At 66.2% G+C, this 15,026-nt stretch carries 14 protein-coding genes; 8 read left to right on the forward strand and 6 right to left on the reverse strand.

Annotation, left to right across the window (positions count from 1 at the left end):
* Positions 1-304: 304 nt before the first annotated feature.
* The 4 genes from ilvD to WG208_RS08780 form a co-directional block, all read right to left on the reverse strand.
* A complete protein-coding gene (gene ilvD / locus WG208_RS08765) occupies positions 305-2,014 on the reverse strand; it encodes a dihydroxy-acid dehydratase (RefSeq protein ID WP_337170960.1) in 1,710 nt (569 codons plus the stop codon).
* Between the two features lie 74 nt (positions 2,015-2,088).
* Entirely contained in the window at positions 2,089-2,748 is a 660-nt protein-coding gene (locus WG208_RS08770; RefSeq protein WP_337170961.1) for a DUF1707 domain-containing protein, read from the reverse strand.
* Between the two features lie 36 nt (positions 2,749-2,784).
* Positions 2,785-4,626: an amidase gene (locus WG208_RS08775; RefSeq protein WP_337170962.1), complete on the reverse strand. Its 1,842-nt coding sequence runs from the start codon at positions 4,624-4,626 to the stop codon at positions 2,785-2,787.
* A gap of 113 nt (positions 4,627-4,739) precedes the next feature.
* Entirely contained in the window at positions 4,740-5,453 is a 714-nt protein-coding gene (locus WG208_RS08780) for an energy transducer TonB (RefSeq protein ID WP_337170963.1), read from the reverse strand.
* Positions 5,454-5,675: 222 nt separating this feature from the next.
* On the opposite strand from WG208_RS08780, the gene WG208_RS08785 reads away from it, so the two are divergent.
* The 4 genes from WG208_RS08785 to WG208_RS08800 all read left to right on the forward strand — a co-directional run bounded on the left by WG208_RS08785 (position 5,676) and on the right by WG208_RS08800 (position 10,631).
* Positions 5,676-6,839: a carboxypeptidase-like regulatory domain-containing protein gene (locus WG208_RS08785; protein WP_337170964.1), complete on the forward strand. Its 1,164-nt coding sequence runs from the start codon at positions 5,676-5,678 to the stop codon at positions 6,837-6,839.
* Between the two features lie 145 nt (positions 6,840-6,984).
* On the forward strand, positions 6,985-8,643 hold the full coding sequence (locus WG208_RS08790) for a S8 family serine peptidase (protein ID WP_337170965.1): 1,659 nt from the start codon (positions 6,985-6,987) through the stop codon (positions 8,641-8,643).
* A 45-nt stretch (positions 8,644-8,688) separates the two neighbouring features.
* Entirely contained in the window at positions 8,689-9,924 is a 1,236-nt protein-coding gene (locus WG208_RS08795) for an NYN domain-containing protein (protein WP_337170966.1), read from the forward strand.
* Positions 9,925-10,160: 236 nt separating this feature from the next.
* Positions 10,161-10,631: a hypothetical protein gene (locus WG208_RS08800; protein WP_337170967.1), complete on the forward strand. Its 471-nt coding sequence runs from the start codon at positions 10,161-10,163 to the stop codon at positions 10,629-10,631.
* Positions 10,632-10,707: 76 nt separating this feature from the next.
* Here WG208_RS08800 and WG208_RS08805 read toward each other — a convergent pair whose 3' ends face one another.
* Together WG208_RS08805 and WG208_RS08810 are read right to left on the reverse strand one after the other, a co-directional pair.
* The gene (locus WG208_RS08805) at positions 10,708-11,148 is read right to left on the reverse strand and encodes a cbb3-type cytochrome c oxidase subunit I (protein ID WP_337170968.1); all 441 of its coding nucleotides are present in this window, start codon (positions 11,146-11,148) and stop codon (positions 10,708-10,710) included.
* Positions 11,145-11,495: a DUF488 domain-containing protein gene (locus tag WG208_RS08810; protein ID WP_337170969.1), complete on the reverse strand. Its 351-nt coding sequence runs from the start codon at positions 11,493-11,495 to the stop codon at positions 11,145-11,147. The genes WG208_RS08805 and WG208_RS08810 overlap by 4 nt, the downstream gene beginning before the upstream one ends.
* 227 nt (positions 11,496-11,722) lie before the next feature.
* Here WG208_RS08810 and WG208_RS08815 point away from each other — a divergent pair, with 227 nt between their 5' ends.
* The 4 genes from WG208_RS08815 to WG208_RS08830 all read left to right on the forward strand — a co-directional run bounded on the left by WG208_RS08815 (position 11,723) and on the right by WG208_RS08830 (position 14,902).
* A complete protein-coding gene (locus tag WG208_RS08815) occupies positions 11,723-12,991 on the forward strand; it encodes a glycogen-binding domain-containing protein (protein WP_337170970.1) in 1,269 nt (422 codons plus the stop codon).
* Between the two features lie 69 nt (positions 12,992-13,060).
* Positions 13,061-13,603, forward strand: a complete 543-nt coding sequence (locus tag WG208_RS08820) for an RNA polymerase sigma factor (protein ID WP_337170971.1) — start codon at positions 13,061-13,063, stop codon at positions 13,601-13,603.
* Positions 13,587-14,177 (forward strand): hypothetical protein, encoded by a 591-nt coding sequence (locus tag WG208_RS08825; RefSeq protein WP_337170972.1) that lies wholly within the window; start codon positions 13,587-13,589, stop codon positions 14,175-14,177. Before WG208_RS08820 ends, WG208_RS08825 begins: the two co-directional genes overlap by 17 nt.
* On the forward strand, positions 14,174-14,902 hold the full coding sequence (locus WG208_RS08830) for a hypothetical protein (RefSeq protein WP_337170973.1): 729 nt from the start codon (positions 14,174-14,176) through the stop codon (positions 14,900-14,902). Before WG208_RS08825 ends, WG208_RS08830 begins: the two co-directional genes overlap by 4 nt.
* Positions 14,903-15,026: the final 124 nt, after the last annotated feature.

Raw genomic sequence — 15,026 nt, forward strand, 5'->3', positions numbered from 1 at the left:
GGTTGCTGACCGATCTGCAGCACACGCACCAAGTACCGCCCGTTGCCGGGGGCGCGCAGCAGAAAGCGTCCGTCAGCCGACGTTCTCGCCCGAGCCACCACCTGTCCGGACGACTCGGCAATCAGCAGGGCGACCGCTCCCGCTATCCCCTTCCCATCCCTCTCGGCAACGACAGTACCGGCCACCGACTGTGCCATCACACGACCGAACGGTGCGCCAAGCCCCAGCAGCAAAACACACCACGCGCCTATCAGGCAACCGGACCGCTTCGACACGTGGGCCATCACCGCATCGCCGTTTGTGATCAGGTATCCGCGTACACGTGCGTTTCCGCCTGACCGCCGGGATGCACCACCGCGCCATACCGCGCCGGTCCCACCGTCTGCATGTAGCGCCACAAGGCACCACTCTGGAAGTCGTTCGTACGTGGTGTCCAGGCGGCGCGACGGGCCGCGAGTTCTTCGTCGCTGAGTCGCACCGACAACGTCCCCGCTCCGGCATCGATGTCGATGATGTCACCATCACGCAAGAGACCGATCGTGCCACCCACCGCGGCCTCGGGACCGACATGTCCGATGCACAACCCGCGCGTGGCACCCGAGAACCGTCCGTCGGTGATGAGAGCCACCGTCTCTCCCATCCCCTGTCCGTAGATCGCCGAGGTGGTGGACAGCATCTCGCGCATCCCCGGACCACCGGTCGGTCCTTCATAACGGATCACCAGTACGTCACCGGCCTCATAACGACGTTCCATCACGGCCGAGAAACAGGCCTCTTCGCTGTCGAAGACCCGGGCCGGCCCGCTGTGTTGCAGATGCTTGAGACCCGCCACTTTCACCACGGCGCCATCGGGCGCGAGGTTGCCCTGCAAACCCACCAGGCCGCCCGTGGGCGAGATTGCCTGCGATACCGGCATCACCACCTTCTGCCCGGTCGGGATCTCCACCTCGGCCAGATTCTCGGCCAGCGTCCGCCCCGTGACGGTGATGCAGTCGCCGTGCAGGAATCCACCATCGAGCAACGACTTGAGCACGACGCTCACCCCGCCGATATCGTGCACGTCCTTCGCGAGATACTTGCCGCCCGGCTTGAGATCGGCGATGAGGGGCGTGCGCTTGAAGACCTCCGCGACATCGAAGAGATCGAACGTGATGCCGGCCTCGTGCGCCAGCGCCGGCAGATGCAGCGTGGCATTGGTCGATCCTCCCGTGGCTGCCACCACAGCCGCGGCATTCTCCAGCGCCTTGCGCGTCACGATCTGCCGGGGCCGCAAGCCGCTGCGCAGCAGATCCATCACCACCATTCCCGCCCGCTCGGCAAACGCATCGCGCGATTCGTAGGTGGCCGGCGGGCTGGCCGATCCCGGCAATGCGAGACCGATGGCTTCGGAGACATAGGCCATGCTGTTGGCCGTGTACTGTCCACCGCACGCGCCGGCACCGGGACATGCGACCTTCTCCAGCGCGGTGAGCTCGTCGATGGAGATGCCGCCCGCCGCATAGGCGCCCACCGCTTCGAACACATCGAGCACCGTCACATCGCGCTCTTTGTAGCGCCCGGGCATGATCGAACCGCCGAAGAGAAACACCGACGGCACATCGAGACGCACCATCGCCAGCATGAGACCGGGCAGCGATTTGTCGCACCCCGCGATGCCCACCAGCGCGTCGTAACAATGCCCGCGCACGGTGAGCTCCACCGAATCGGCAATGATCTCGCGACTCACCAGTGAGGCCTTCATGCCCGCATGCCCCATGGCGATGCCGTCGGTCACGGTGATGGTGGTGAACTCACGCGGCGTGCCACCGCCGGCAATCACGCCGCGCTTCGCCACTTCAGCCTGTCGCTTGAGGGCGATGTTGCACGGCGCCGCTTCGTTCCAGCTCGATACCACTCCCACCAGCGGCCGCGCGATCTCCTCGGCGGTCAGTCCCATCGCGTAGTAGAAGGCCCGATGGGGTGCGCGTTCAGGACCGGATGTGGTATGACGACTGGGTAGCGAAGGAGTGGCCATCGGGGAGGGAACGGGAAGGGGGAAGGAGGGGAACGAAGCGCGGCGGTGGAGACGTGGAGAGGCGTGGTAGGACGTCAGCGCCCGTCACGCTTCCGGATACGTTCCGCACGCTCGAGCGCCTGCCGATAGCGCTTCTCACCCTTGCGACCACGATCCTTTCGACGGACGTCGACACCGGCCATGATGGCCAGTCCACTCACCCGCAACACCGGGGCATTCGGATCATCGGTGACACCGCCACCACGCACACTGAAGCCACCCATGAACGCCATGCCCACGATGTCTACGCGCACCCCATCGGGGACGATGATCTCCACCCCGCCCCAGAGCGAAAAAATCTCGATCTCCGTGATGCCGGGGCCCAGGCGCGCCTCGCGCAGATCGAGTTCTCCACCACCCAGCACGGCCATGACACGCAGGTGACGCGGAACGACCCACGGCCCCTGGCGCTGAAAGCCGCCCATGATCGCCATCGCGACGCCGCGCGCGGGCACCACGCCGGGCGACGCGACCCGCGTGGCGCCCGCCTCCATCGCCAGCGAACGCGTGGGATCGGCAGGGTCCACCAGCAACAGTTCCAGCTCCGCGATCGACTGCGCCCGGTACACCGAGGCGAGCCGATCGTCGAGCTGCTCCATCGTCAACCGATCGTTGGCGAATGCCGTGGACAGCAACTGCACCACCCGCTCACGGTGCGCATCCGGCACCGTGGCGGGCATATACGAATCGTACATGTCGTCCCGTGAGGGCGAAGTGATCGACGGAACCGGTCAGCCGAGTGCGGGCCGGCGGCGATGGAAGTCGGTGGCCTTCTGGAACTGGTGCGCCACCGAGAGGATGATGTCGTCGTTGTACAGATTGCCCGTGATCACCGCGCAGATGGGCTGCGGCTGATACGTCGGCGGCGGTGCGTTGTTGGCGTTGGCGCCGCCAGGACCACCGGGTCCACCGAAGCTGGGCACATCGAACTTGTACGGCAGCACCGCACACGGATGCCCCGTCTGCGCGTTGGGAGCGACGTCGGCCTGCGGGGCACCGATGAATCCATCGAGATCCTTCATGAACGCCCCCCATGCCTGCACCAGCAACAGACGCCGCCGCTGATTCTGCACGAACTCGAAACCGCGCGTGGTGCGTCCGCCTACGAAGCGCGGATTCCAGTCCGCCGCCGCCATCGGGTTGGGAGCATCGGGAGCGATCCCCGCCGGCCGGGCCGGTGGCGTATTGCCGAAAGGCGCGTTGTTGGACGTGCGCGCGGGCAGCGTGTCGAGATCGAGACCGAACTCCTTCGCCTTGCGCTGCACGAAGAAATCGAACGCCGCCGCATACTCCACATTGAGTCCCCCGCCCTGCATGCCGGCGACCGTTGGACGCGCCCCGATCTCACGCGGCACCATCCCCAGCGCCTTGAGCTGATCCACCAGTTCCTTCGGCGCGGCCGGGTCCACACCGATGCGCAACGTCGACAGCTTGATGGTGCGATCGAAATTGAACGGCGTGGTCACCGTCGATGAATCCTTCGGATCGACTCCATGCAGCACGTTGAACACCATCGCACAGTCCTCCGCCGTGCGGCACATCGGTCCCACGCGGTCCTGTGACCACGACAGCACCATGCCGCCATAGCGGCTCACGCGACCATACGTAGGGCGCAGTGCGCTCAGTCCATTGCGGATGGAAGGCGACACGATCGACCCCTGTGTCTCGGTGCCGATCGCAAAGGCCACGCAGCCCGCGGCCGTCGCCGAACCGGGGCCCGCCGACGAGCCGCTCGCGCCGATGTTGAGGTTCCACGGATTGTTGGTGCGACCGCCATACCACCAGTCGTTCTGCGCGTAGAGGCCCGTGGACAACTTGGCGAGCAACACCGCGCCGGCGTTGCGCAGACGCGTGACGATCTCCGCGTCGTAGTCGAACACCTGGTCCTTGAAGTCCGGCGATCCCCACGATGTGGGCACGCCCTTCGTCGCGAAGAGATCCTTGATGCCGTACGGCACACCGTGCAGCGGGCCACGATCCTTGCCGGCTTTGAGTTCGGCATCCATCGCGTCGGCCTCGGCGCGCGCCGAGGTCTCCATCAGCGTCACCACGCAATTGAGCTGCGGATTGAGACGCTTCAGGCGTTCGAGATAGATGTCGGTGATCTGCCGCGACGTGATGCGCCGCGCCTTGATGAGCGCGGAGATGCGATGGGCCGGCAGGAATGCGAGATCCTCGGGGCTGGTCGGGACCGTGCCCACCCAGCGCTCCACCGGGAACGTCGCGCGATTGAACACCGCCGCACCGCGCTGCCGGACCAGCTTCTCCATCAGCGCCCCGGTCCCCTCGGGATACGGCATGAACTGCAGGGCCGGCGCCTCCCCATTGCCAAGCGGCACGGGCGGCTGTTGCTGCACCGGCGGCTGGAACCCGGCCCAGAACGCACTCACATCGGCGAGCGCACCGCGGCCCTCGGCCGCTGCGACGGCAGGCGCACCGAAGGCACTGGCCGCAGCCGCGACCAGTGACCGGAACATGAACTGACGGCGATCGAGACCGGTCGTGGTCTCGTCATAGTCCATCGCCGCAAGTTCGGCTTCGGCCTGCGCCAGCACATCGAGAGGAGTATCCACGCGAAAGCTCCAACGGAGAGAGAACGGACGGGAACGCCAAGCGTTCCCAATATCTCCCGCTGTACACGATCGCGTGAGACGGCTGCCGATGCCGGCAGATGGTCAGTGCCGCGTCAATCCCCGCCGGGTGGGCGGATCCGGAAACCGAACGGCTGCTGCACGAGCTGGGAAACGCTGCGCCCACCCAGCGAGGCCGGCCGGTATTTCATGCGCGGCAGCGCGGTCTTCACGGCCATCACGAAATCGGGCTCGGCCGGCTCCAACAGCTTGAACGTGGTGGTGTCGGCGCGCCCCAGGCTGTCGACCACGAACTGCGCCAGCACCAGTCCCTCGATGTTCTTCTCGAGCATCCGCACGGGATAGTCCGGACCCGCCGCGCTGGGATCGAGCGCGGCCGCCGAATCGACTTCGATTTCAGTGAGCGGCCGCTCGGAAATCACTTCGGGCGCCGGCTCTTCCTCGAACCCGGCCTCTCCACCCATACTCGCGGCCACGGGCACCGAGCCATCGGGCTCGGGCACCTTGAATTCGCCAACCGACTGGATCGATTGCTGGCCCAGTCCCACATAGCTCAATCGCTCGGTGGACGGCGCCGGCGCGCTCTCCTTGGGGGGCGCGATGAACCGTGCCAGCGCATCGACGGCAGGCGGAGGCAATACCGTGGGCACCGCGGTCAGCACCGCAGTCAGGCCCACCAGGCCGGCGATCGATGCCACGCCCGCCAGTTGCCAGGGTTGCAGCAACCACGACGTGATACGACGCGCGGACTCGAGCAGAGTCAGTTTCACATGACGCCTGACGTGACGCCGTACCAGACGCGTGCGCATGCCATCCTCCAGGTCGCAAAGTCTGCGACAACAACACCGGTCGCGGCGCCCGGGTCACCATCCGCCACGATTTTTTCCTGTTGATCCTCTATCCCACTATCTCTGCATTCGGACGGCCGGAACGCAAGCTCGGCAACGCCACCCGTCCCAGAATTGCCGCGAATTGACCGTCGAGGATCCCGGGACTGGCGCAATTACTGGGAAACCAGTAGAAATGTCCCCATGATCCGCGCGATCCTCTGCCCTCTCCTGTGCCTCGCCAGCGTCGCCAGCGCTACCAGCATCCTGAGTGCACAGCAGGGTGCATCACAGGGCATTCTGCAGGGCACGCTGCAGGGCACCGTCCGCGCCGCCCCCACCGACGTGCCGCTGCCCTACGCCGTCATCACGATCCCTGCCCTCTCGATCGAACGGTTCTCGGGGGCCAATGGGCAGTTTCTCATCGGCAACATCGCGGCGGGCACGCACGAGGTGATCGTCCGCCGACTGGGCTTCGTCCCCGAACGGCGCACCGTCACCATCCTGCCGGCGCAGAGCACCGCACTCGACGTGCGCCTCGCGCAGGTGCCCGTCCGGCTGTCGCAAATGACCGTGCGCCCCGCCGAACCCTGCAGGAATCCGGGCATTCCCGACAGCGCGCGGTTCCCCGAAGTCGCCCAACTCGTGGGCCTGCTCCGTGAAAACGCCGATCGGTATCGGCTGCTCGTGAAGCAGTATCCCTTCACCTTCGTGCGGACGCGCGCGCTGGGTGTGCTGCGCGATCAGGAGTTTGTCATTCAGGAAGTGGAGAGCATGCAGGGGACCGGCGTGCCGCAGGGGGACTACCAGCCGGGTCGTGTGGTGAAATCGGAACGGCGACCGGGTGGCACCGACTACTCGATGTCGCTGCCCTCACTGCTCGATCTCGCCGACGAAGCCTTTGCGAAGAACCACTGTTTCCGGTATGCGGGGGCCTCGGTGCACGGGGACGAGACCTGGTTCCGTCTCGATGTCCGGGCCGCCGACCGCCTCTCGTCACCGGATGTGCACGGCGCGTTCTATCTCGACAGCGCCACGGCGCAACTGCGTCGCATGGAGGTCGAGATGAGTCGTCCCGACCGCCTACCCCGGTCCCTGCGCTCCATTCGCGGCGTGCAGGTGACCACGCGCTTCCTCGAAATCGCCCCCGGCGTGTCGCTCGTGGACAACGTGTGTGCGGTGAGCTGGCTCAAAGGCTCGGGACGCAATCTCCGGCACCCCATCGAACTGCAGCAGATCGTGCGATACGCGTTCTCGGCGCCGCCGCCCGACATCGAAGCCGCGGGCTCGCGGCCGGCGCCTCCCTGGAACGGAGTGGCCACCTTGCCGCGCGCGGAGTTGTCCTGCGTGGCCCCCGACGGGCTCTGACGCCGCGGGATTCGTCCCGGCATGCGCCACGGGATTCGCCACCGGCAGTGTCCATGGCTATCGTCCCTGAATAGTCAGTCGGTGGCTCCCAGCCCATGGGAGCCTTCTCCCGCGGACCTCGTCCCGGGACCATCCTTTGCATCCCATGCCGATGTCCCGTGCCATCATCGCGGCCATCGTGCTCAGCGCTTCGCTGAGCGCATGCGCCCGCTCTGCCACCTCCACGTCCCCCGCACCGCGTCCGGCGCCGAGTGGGCAGCCCACGCAGCCCGTGGTGCAGCCGCCCGTCACCGTGACACCCGAACCACCGGCCGCGGCGCAGGCGGACACTGCCCGTGCCGATTGGCACCGCCTCGACGCGGAGACGGACGGGGTGATCGGCGTGGGTTCGGAACGTGCCTTGCGCGAACTGCTCGCCGGCCGCACCCCGCAGCGCACCGTCGTCGTGGCCGTGATCGACGGCGGCGTGGACACCGTACATCGTTACCTCGCCCCGGTGCTCTGGAAGAACGAGCGGGAAGTGGCCGGCAATGGCCGCGACGACGACAACAACGGTTTTGTCGACGATGTGTTCGGATGGAATTTTCCGGTCACGGCCGATGGGGCACCCGTGCACCATGACACCTTCGAGGTGACACGACTGTACGCGGCGTGCGCTGGACGACCGGCGGGTGTCGGTCTGCAACGACCGGCGGCCGCGCGCTGCGATTCGGTGCGCACCGCGTATCGCGAACAGTCGCAGAAGGTGAACGGCACCCTCACGCAGATCCGGAACATCGAGCGGACGCTGACGCAGGTGAACGCCATCCTCGGCGAGGTGGCGGGTGCCGGGATGCTCACACGCGCACGCGTGGAAGCCATCAAGCCGGCCAACGCCATGCAGGAACAGGCCCGGAGCATCTGGCTGCAACTGGCCGACAACGGTCTCGATGCCGCCGCGATCGCCGAGGCCAAGGAAGCCTATGAATCCCAGGCGAAGTACGGACTCGACACCCTGTTCAATCCTCACGCGCCTGCCGGTGCGGCCGGCTCGCGTGATGTCATGGGTCCCGATGCCAAACACGGCACGCATGTCGCGGGCATCATCGGCGCCGTGCGAGGGGCGGGCAATCCCGTGCAGGGCATCGCGCCCGGTGTGCGTCTGATGACCGTGCGCGCCGTGCCCGATGGTGACGAGCGGGATGCCGATATCGCGCGCGCGGTGCGGTATGCCGTGGACAATGGGGCGCAGATCATCAACATGAGCTTCGGCAAATCGTGGTCGCCCCAGAAGGCCGCCGTGGACAGCGCCATGCGTTACGCCGCCGGCAAGGGCGTCCTGCTGGTGCATGCGGCGGGCAACGACGCCGAGAACAACGATGTGAGTCCCTCGTTCCCCACCAGTGTCGATCTCGCCGGCGCGCGCATTCCGACCTGGATCGAAGTGGGCGCGAGTTCCTGGAAAGGTCGGAACAAACTGGCCGCCGGTTTCTCCAACTACGGCAAGTCCCGCGTCGATCTGTTCGCGCCGGGCGAGGACATCCTGTCGACGGTGCCTGGCGGCGATGTGAAACGGGAGAGCGGAACCAGCATGGCCGCCCCGGTGGTATCGGGTGTGGCCGCGTTGCTGATGGCGCACTTCCCATCGCTCACGGCCTTGCAGGTGAAGGAGATTCTCCTGCAATCGGTGCGGACATTCCCGGGACAACTGGTGGACAAGCCCGGTGGTGATGGTCAGCGCGTTCCGTTCAGCGATCTGTCCGCCAGCGGCGGCATCGTCGACGCCTATGCCGCCGTGAAGCTGGCCCTGCAGCGCATTCAGTGAGAGCGATGCTGCGATACCCTATTGGAGGAGAGGCAGAGGAATTCGATGTCGACCAGAGCAATGCTGTTCATCGATGGAACGTGGCTGGCGGTCACCTCCAACCGCATGGCCGACCAGCGCGGGCTGCTGGGGCGGACCGGCGGACCGCTGGATTTCGGGGTGCTGCCTCGGCTGTGCGCCGCGCAGGTGGCGGCGCAGATGGAACCCGGCACCAGTCTCGATGTGGTCCGTACACACTATTTCGCATCGATCGCCACCAACTTCGATCCGATCGATGGCGACGCCGTGCAGCGCCGCAGCGATTTTTTCGACGCCCTTCGCCGGCATCACCGATATGAAGTGTACCGGTTCGAGACGGACTATCGCGGTGGACGGGTGCGCCGTGGGCCGCACGTGCCGGACTCGCCATTCGAGCCGCGCGAGAAGGCGGTCGATGTAGGGATGGCCACCGCGCTCCTCGAGATGGCGGCGTTGTCGGCCTACGACATCGCCATCGTGGTGTGTGGGGATCGTGATTTTGTTCCCGCGCTGCAGGCGGTGCGTCGACTCGGCAAGCGAGTGGCCATTCTGAGTGCCCACGGCAGTTGTGCCCGGGAATTCAGCGACGCGAACGACACTGCACACGTCCGGGATTTCGATACGCTGTGGCTCGATGAGCTCTGGCCGCAGCTGGTCTCACCATCGGCGCGCCCCGCCTTGCACATCGTGCCGGGCGCCGCGCCGCCAGCCGTTCGTGCCGAGCAGGCATCAGGCGCTGTGCCTCTGTCCGCACCTCTCTCCGCGCCGTTGCCCTTGTCGGAGACCGCCGACCAGGATGCCGATGCAGCCGTTTCAGGCGGAGATGTCGGGGCGGCAGTGACCGGACTCGATATCGCTGCCGAGCCGGTGCCGGAAGACGCCGGGACGCTGCCCACCGGTCTCGTGATCAAAGTGCACGAGCATGGATACGGGTTCATTCGTGGCGACGATGGCCTGGACTACTACTTCCGCGGCACCGACATGCGGGAACCCGGACAGTTTGCTCACCTCGAACGAAGGGGGACGCGGGTGCACTACACGGTGCACACGCCGGCCGATCGTGGCAGTGCCGGACGCGCCATCCATGTCGACGCCATCTCGGGGCTTTCGGAGCAGCCACTGCGCACGGTCCTGTCGGCCACACGTACCCGGCCGTCTCCCGTGATCGTCGAACAGCCCCCCTCCGCCCTGGATCTCCTGTGGGATCATGATCCCTGTGCGCCTCCGCCGTCGGCTGCGCGCACGGCGCTCGGCACGTACTGACCAGGCCCTTCCGCAGAATCTGAGGCGGGAACGAACTGCCGCACGGGCGGAAGCCTGTGCGGTAGCCAAGGGGCAGGAATGACCGCACGCCTGCCCCCTCGGGTGTGCGACAGATCGCCAACCTGCCGAAAATGTGTGTGCCAGCGCACCGGAATATCGGGCTGGACCTCGTACCTTCGATTGGTCTGCACCTTGCATTGACGTTGTCGGACCCTTCAGCCCGGACCGAGGCCCTCATGAAGATCAATTCGGGAAACACCTTCCCCTACGCCACCCGCTTGTCGGCATACAATGCGACCACCACCACCCGCGATGCCTCGTTCGCGAGTGCGCTGGCGTCCGCCGCCACCAGTACGCCCGATGTGTCATCTGTATCATCGGGCGACTTGCGGCGCGCCGATTTCACCGACATGACGCGGCAGGATCTGCGGGAGTGGGTCAATGCCCAGATCCGCAGCGGTCAGATGACCCTGGACGAGAGCACGCCGTTCGTGGGCATGACCATCGCGTTGCCGGTGAACGGCGACTTTGCTGCCGCCGAACGGGCGATGCGTGAGGATCGGGTGGATTTTCTCGCGCTGACGCGGGCTGGTATCGAAGGCGCATACTGGCGGCACGACGACCAGGCAGCCGCACGCCTCGAATCGGCGCTGCAGATCATGCAGCGGGCTCAGGGCAGGACCACCGGTATCGACACCCGCGTGTAACCGCGGTGCGCACGCGGGTGGCCCGGGCCGGGCGTGCTCCCTCCCCTTCCCGCGTGCTGCCGTCCGGTACGGACTTTCACGTGCGTCGTTCGCTCGCCGCGCCCGAGGAACGGATGCGCGTCCACATCGTGCCGAAAAAGAGCACCATCCCCAGCGCCTGCACCACGCCCGCGGCCACCAGCAGGCCGCGCCACATCACCGGCGCGTTGGCGGGCAATACCAGTTCCAACAGCACACGTGTGCCGGTGCCGAGCGCAATGGCCCACCAGGCGGCTGAGGCGAGTCCAGGACGGTAGACCTGATCGTCCTGCCGCGGCCGCGGAAACATCCACAGCGCCACGCCGGTGATCATGAGCATCACGAAACCCACCAGCAGCGCGTGCGTGTGCGCGCTGCGCACGCGTGGCGGCTGAAACGCGCCGAATTCACGCGCATACATCATCCAGATGCCGATCCCGAGGCCGATGATGAGAAAGGCGATCGCGGTACGGAGATAGCGGCGAACGAGCGGATTCATGCGGTGAGGAGGCGCTGCAGCACCACGGCTTGATTGTGCTCCGTGTCCTTTGCCCCGTACACCAGTGTCACGCTGTGTGTCGCGACCAGTTCACGCAATTCCTCGAGCGCGGGATTCTTGGCGAGTTCCGCCCGGTACCGTCGCTCGAATTCGCCCCATTTGGCCGGGTCGTGCGCAAACCACGTCCGCAGATCCGTCGACGGCGCCACGTCCTTGAGCCAGAGGTCGATGTGCGCCTCGGCCTTGCTGACCCCGCGCGGCCAGAGACGATCGACGAGCACCCGTTTGCCGTCTTCCGGCGACGGTGGGTCATACGCCCGTTTCAGCGCGACAGTATGCCTGGTCACGATGCACAATCCTTCCGGTGAGTGCCGGTCTGAAGGTATTCGCAAACTCGCCAGCGGCTCGGGAGATGTCGAGCGGCCCGGTGCCCCAATGGGGCCTCCCGGGCGGGCTCCCGACGCCCGGATGATCGACCGTGACCCGGCCCCGGAATCGGTGGGTATGAGGCCATGAGGTGGTCTGTCTCCGCGGTGCCTCTTCGAGTCGTCGCTTCCCTCCCTGAAACAACGTCATGCGAATTCTTCAGGTGACCTTCGTCGCCGGCATGCTGCCACTCGGCCTGTTGTCGTTTGGCCTGCCATCCGGTATCGCGGTGGCTCAACGCTCCCCGTTGTTCGGCACGACGGGACATTTCACCAGCGGCAACGGTCCCGCCTGTCATGCTCAATCCATGTTGACCACACAGGCACAATGGAGCGGGCTTTCGGCGACTGCCTTCTCCGCTCCCATTGCGCAGGCCACCCGATTCGGCACCACCACACCCATCGTCGCCCTGGCCGCACACTCCTCGGCGCAGCGGACATGGCAACTGGACGCGTCGGGTACCGTCGGACATGCGGAGAGCGACTGCCTGGCATTCTCCGGGCAGACCCGAGCCTTCGCCCGTCTGTCCCGCAGCCTGGGTCATGGCGGTATTGCCCTCTCCTATGGATACCGCAGCCTCTCGTCGCTCGATCCCTCGCGGGATCGCCAGGGACTCGGACTCGCCGTCTGGCAGCGTCTCCGTCGCGTGGGCATCTCCTTCGACATCCGTGCGCACGACCGCACCTCGTCGTTCAGTCGCGAAGTGGCCACGCCCATCATTGTCATCGACTCGTCGCCCGGCGGCAACCGGATCACCAGTGACACCACGTACCGGACCGTCACATCACAGATGATTCAGCGGGCCGTCGATCTGCGAACGGCCGTGCAGTTCCAGATCGGGCGCGTTCGTCTGGATCTTTCCGGCGGCGGTTCGACGAGTCGTCGCACACTTCCCGGTTCCGCTGTCGGTGGCGACACCATGCGGATGCAACCGGCCATTTCCCATTCTCGCCAGCTCTGGACACGCGCCAATGCGAGTGTGCCTCTCACGGGAGGACTGACCGTCACGGCCGGTGTCGCGGCGCTGCCCGCACAGCCCGCCCTGAACGCCTCGGTGCGCGGGGTCTATTCACTGGGCGTCAGTTTCTCCCGATGGCCGACCCATTCCGGTGATCGCACCCACACGCCGAACGACGCGACATCACTCGAGACGGTGCGTGACGACGCGACCCGGGTGCGCCTCCGGGTGAAGGTACCGCGGGCGTCGGAGGTGCGGGTCAGTGGCGAACCCACACGCTGGAGTCCCGTCTCCATGCAACGCGCGCCCGACGACTGGTGGGAAACGACACTGGCGGTCGGCCCCGGGCTCTATCGCATGAACATCAGCATCGATGGCGCCGCCTGGCGTCCGCCGCCGGATGTCCCCACGGCGCGCGACGAATTTGGCGGGCAGGTTGGACTGGTCACCGTGCGTTGACATCAGGATGATCACATGATGGAGTGGCGGTGACCTCGCTCGCGATCCGCGAGGTATAACGCATGACTCATGACCGACGCCGACCTCGCACGCAGCGCACTCGACGGGAATGCCCAGGCGTTCACGGAGCTGGCGCATCGGCATATGTCGGCGTGCCTGCGGTTTGCCACGCGCATGCTCGGCTCCCGCGAGGATGCGGAGGAAGCCACACAGGACACGCTGATCAGGGCCTATCGATCGCTGGCGGCGTTCGATGGGCGGACCGCTTTCCGCACCTGGATGTTCGCCATCCTCGTCAATCGCTGCCGCACGGCACTGCTCTCCCGCACGCGGCGCGCGCGCTGGGTGCAGACCGATCCGGACGTGGTGGACCGCACGGCCGTTCCATCGCACGGTCCGGACACCGAATTGCGCGTGGAGCTGGAGCGGGCACTCGAGACCCTGCCCGGCGAGCAACGGGAGGCCTTTCTGCTCAAGCACGTCGAACAACTGGAGTATGTCGAGATGGCGCGCATCACCGGCGTAGGCATCTCGGCGCTCAAGATGCGCGTGCAACGCGCGTGCACGAAGCTGCAGCAGCAACTCGAGGACTACGATGACACGGCCCGATAGCAACGAACACGATCCGCGGCTCCTGCAGGCCATCCGCGAGATGCAGCGGGAGGTGCCGGTGCGCGCCGAATGGCGCGAGGCGCTCGATCGTGAGTTGCTGCAACTCACCCCATCCGAGCCGACGCCACGGGGATGGAGTCGTCACTGGCAGATCCCGCGTCCGATGGCCATTGCCGCAGCTCTGGGCTTCATGATGGTTGGGGCGGTGTTGCGGGACGCGGCACACCTGTTCGGGCCTGCTCACCCCTACAGTGCGGAGCCCGTTGCGCGTGATGCCACGTCCCGCACGGTATCGCAGGTGTCCACGATCGGCGTGCGTTTTTCGGTCATGGCGCCTGGCGTGCAACGTGTCAGTCTGGTGGGAGACTTCAATGGCTGGAACGCCGATGCGACACCACTCGAAGTGGCCGCGGACGGCCAGACGTGGACCACCATGCTTCCACTTCCGGCAGGTCGTCACGCCTACGCGTTCGTGATCGATGGGCAGGTGGTCCGCGACCCGGCAGCGCCCGCCGAAGCCGAGGAGGATTTTGGTGTGCCCAACTCGCTGGTCCTGGTGAGCAGCAATCGATGACCCAATCGATGACCACGTTCATCCGGACCGGCGGACACTCGCGGAAATACCCGTATCGGTTCCTGCCACCTTCGCTTCGATACCTCACCGTGGCAATGGGACTCCTGGCAGGTGCGGTGCCGTTGCACGCCCAGGCGCGTCGGGATCCTCCGCCGGCCCCTTCATCGACGCAACCGTCTCCGCTCCTCAGACTGTCGCCGGCGACACGCACGGCGATCGATCTGCTCGTGGATTCGCTCACGGCCGAGCATCTGCCGGGTGATGTCCTGCGTGACAAGGTGGCCGAAGGTGTGCTCAAGGGCGCGGACGACGCCCGCATCCTGCTCGCGGTCCGATCGCTAGCGTCACGATTGCGTGATGGCCGGAGCCTCCTCGGTCCATCGGCAACGGAAGACGAACTGAAAGCCGCGGCCAGTGCGCTCTTCGTGGGCGTCGAGCCGCGGGACATCAGCCGGCTCGTCGAAGCACAACGCAAGCAGGGAACCGGCGAGTCTTCACTGACCATGTCGCTGACCATCGTGGCGGAACTCGCACTGCGACGAGTGCCGGCAGAACTCGCCGTGTCATCGATCGCATCACTGTTGCAGCGCGGCGCGCGCGATACGGATCTGCGTGCGTTCCGGATCACCATCGAGCGTGATCTGCAGCAGGGGAAACCGCCGCGCGATGCAATCACGTCGGGCGTGCGTGCGACATTGAACGGAATGGGTCGCACGCCGGAGTGAAGTGTCGGTGACCCGACGCGGTAACCGACAGGTATCACGCGCAGACGCCTCGAGGCGTGGATGTCCATGCACCGACATCCTCCGCGACATCCACAGCGCTGTCCGTCTGGCTCACCCGCTTCTC

It is taken from the genome of Gemmatimonas aurantiaca (assembly GCF_037190085.1).
GTDB lineage: Bacteria > Gemmatimonadota > Gemmatimonadetes > Gemmatimonadales > Gemmatimonadaceae > Gemmatimonas > Gemmatimonas aurantiaca_A.

Excerpts from the sequence above, each read along its gene's own strand:
- ilvD (WP_337170960.1), bottom strand. The coding sequence starts at position 2,014 with ATGGCCACTCCTTCGCTACCCAGTCGTCATACCACATCCGGTCCTGAA.
- WG208_RS08770 (WP_337170961.1), bottom strand. The coding sequence starts at position 2,748 with ATGTACGATTCGTATATGCCCGCCACGGTGCCGGATGCGCACCGTGAG.
- WG208_RS08780 (WP_337170963.1), bottom strand. The coding sequence starts at position 5,453 with ATGCGCACGCGTCTGGTACGGCGTCACGTCAGGCGTCATGTGAAACTG.
- WG208_RS08785 (WP_337170964.1), top strand. The coding sequence starts at position 5,676 with ATGATCCGCGCGATCCTCTGCCCTCTCCTGTGCCTCGCCAGCGTCGCC.
- WG208_RS08790 (WP_337170965.1), top strand. The coding sequence starts at position 6,985 with ATGCCGATGTCCCGTGCCATCATCGCGGCCATCGTGCTCAGCGCTTCG.
- WG208_RS08795 (WP_337170966.1), top strand. The coding sequence starts at position 8,689 with ATGTCGACCAGAGCAATGCTGTTCATCGATGGAACGTGGCTGGCGGTC.
- WG208_RS08800 (WP_337170967.1), top strand. The coding sequence starts at position 10,161 with ATGAAGATCAATTCGGGAAACACCTTCCCCTACGCCACCCGCTTGTCG.
- WG208_RS08805 (WP_337170968.1), bottom strand. The coding sequence starts at position 11,148 with ATGAATCCGCTCGTTCGCCGCTATCTCCGTACCGCGATCGCCTTTCTC.
- WG208_RS08815 (WP_337170970.1), top strand. The coding sequence starts at position 11,723 with ATGCGAATTCTTCAGGTGACCTTCGTCGCCGGCATGCTGCCACTCGGC.
- WG208_RS08820 (WP_337170971.1), top strand. The coding sequence starts at position 13,061 with ATGACCGACGCCGACCTCGCACGCAGCGCACTCGACGGGAATGCCCAG.
- WG208_RS08825 (WP_337170972.1), top strand. The coding sequence starts at position 13,587 with ATGACACGGCCCGATAGCAACGAACACGATCCGCGGCTCCTGCAGGCC.
- WG208_RS08830 (WP_337170973.1), top strand. The coding sequence starts at position 14,174 with ATGACCCAATCGATGACCACGTTCATCCGGACCGGCGGACACTCGCGG.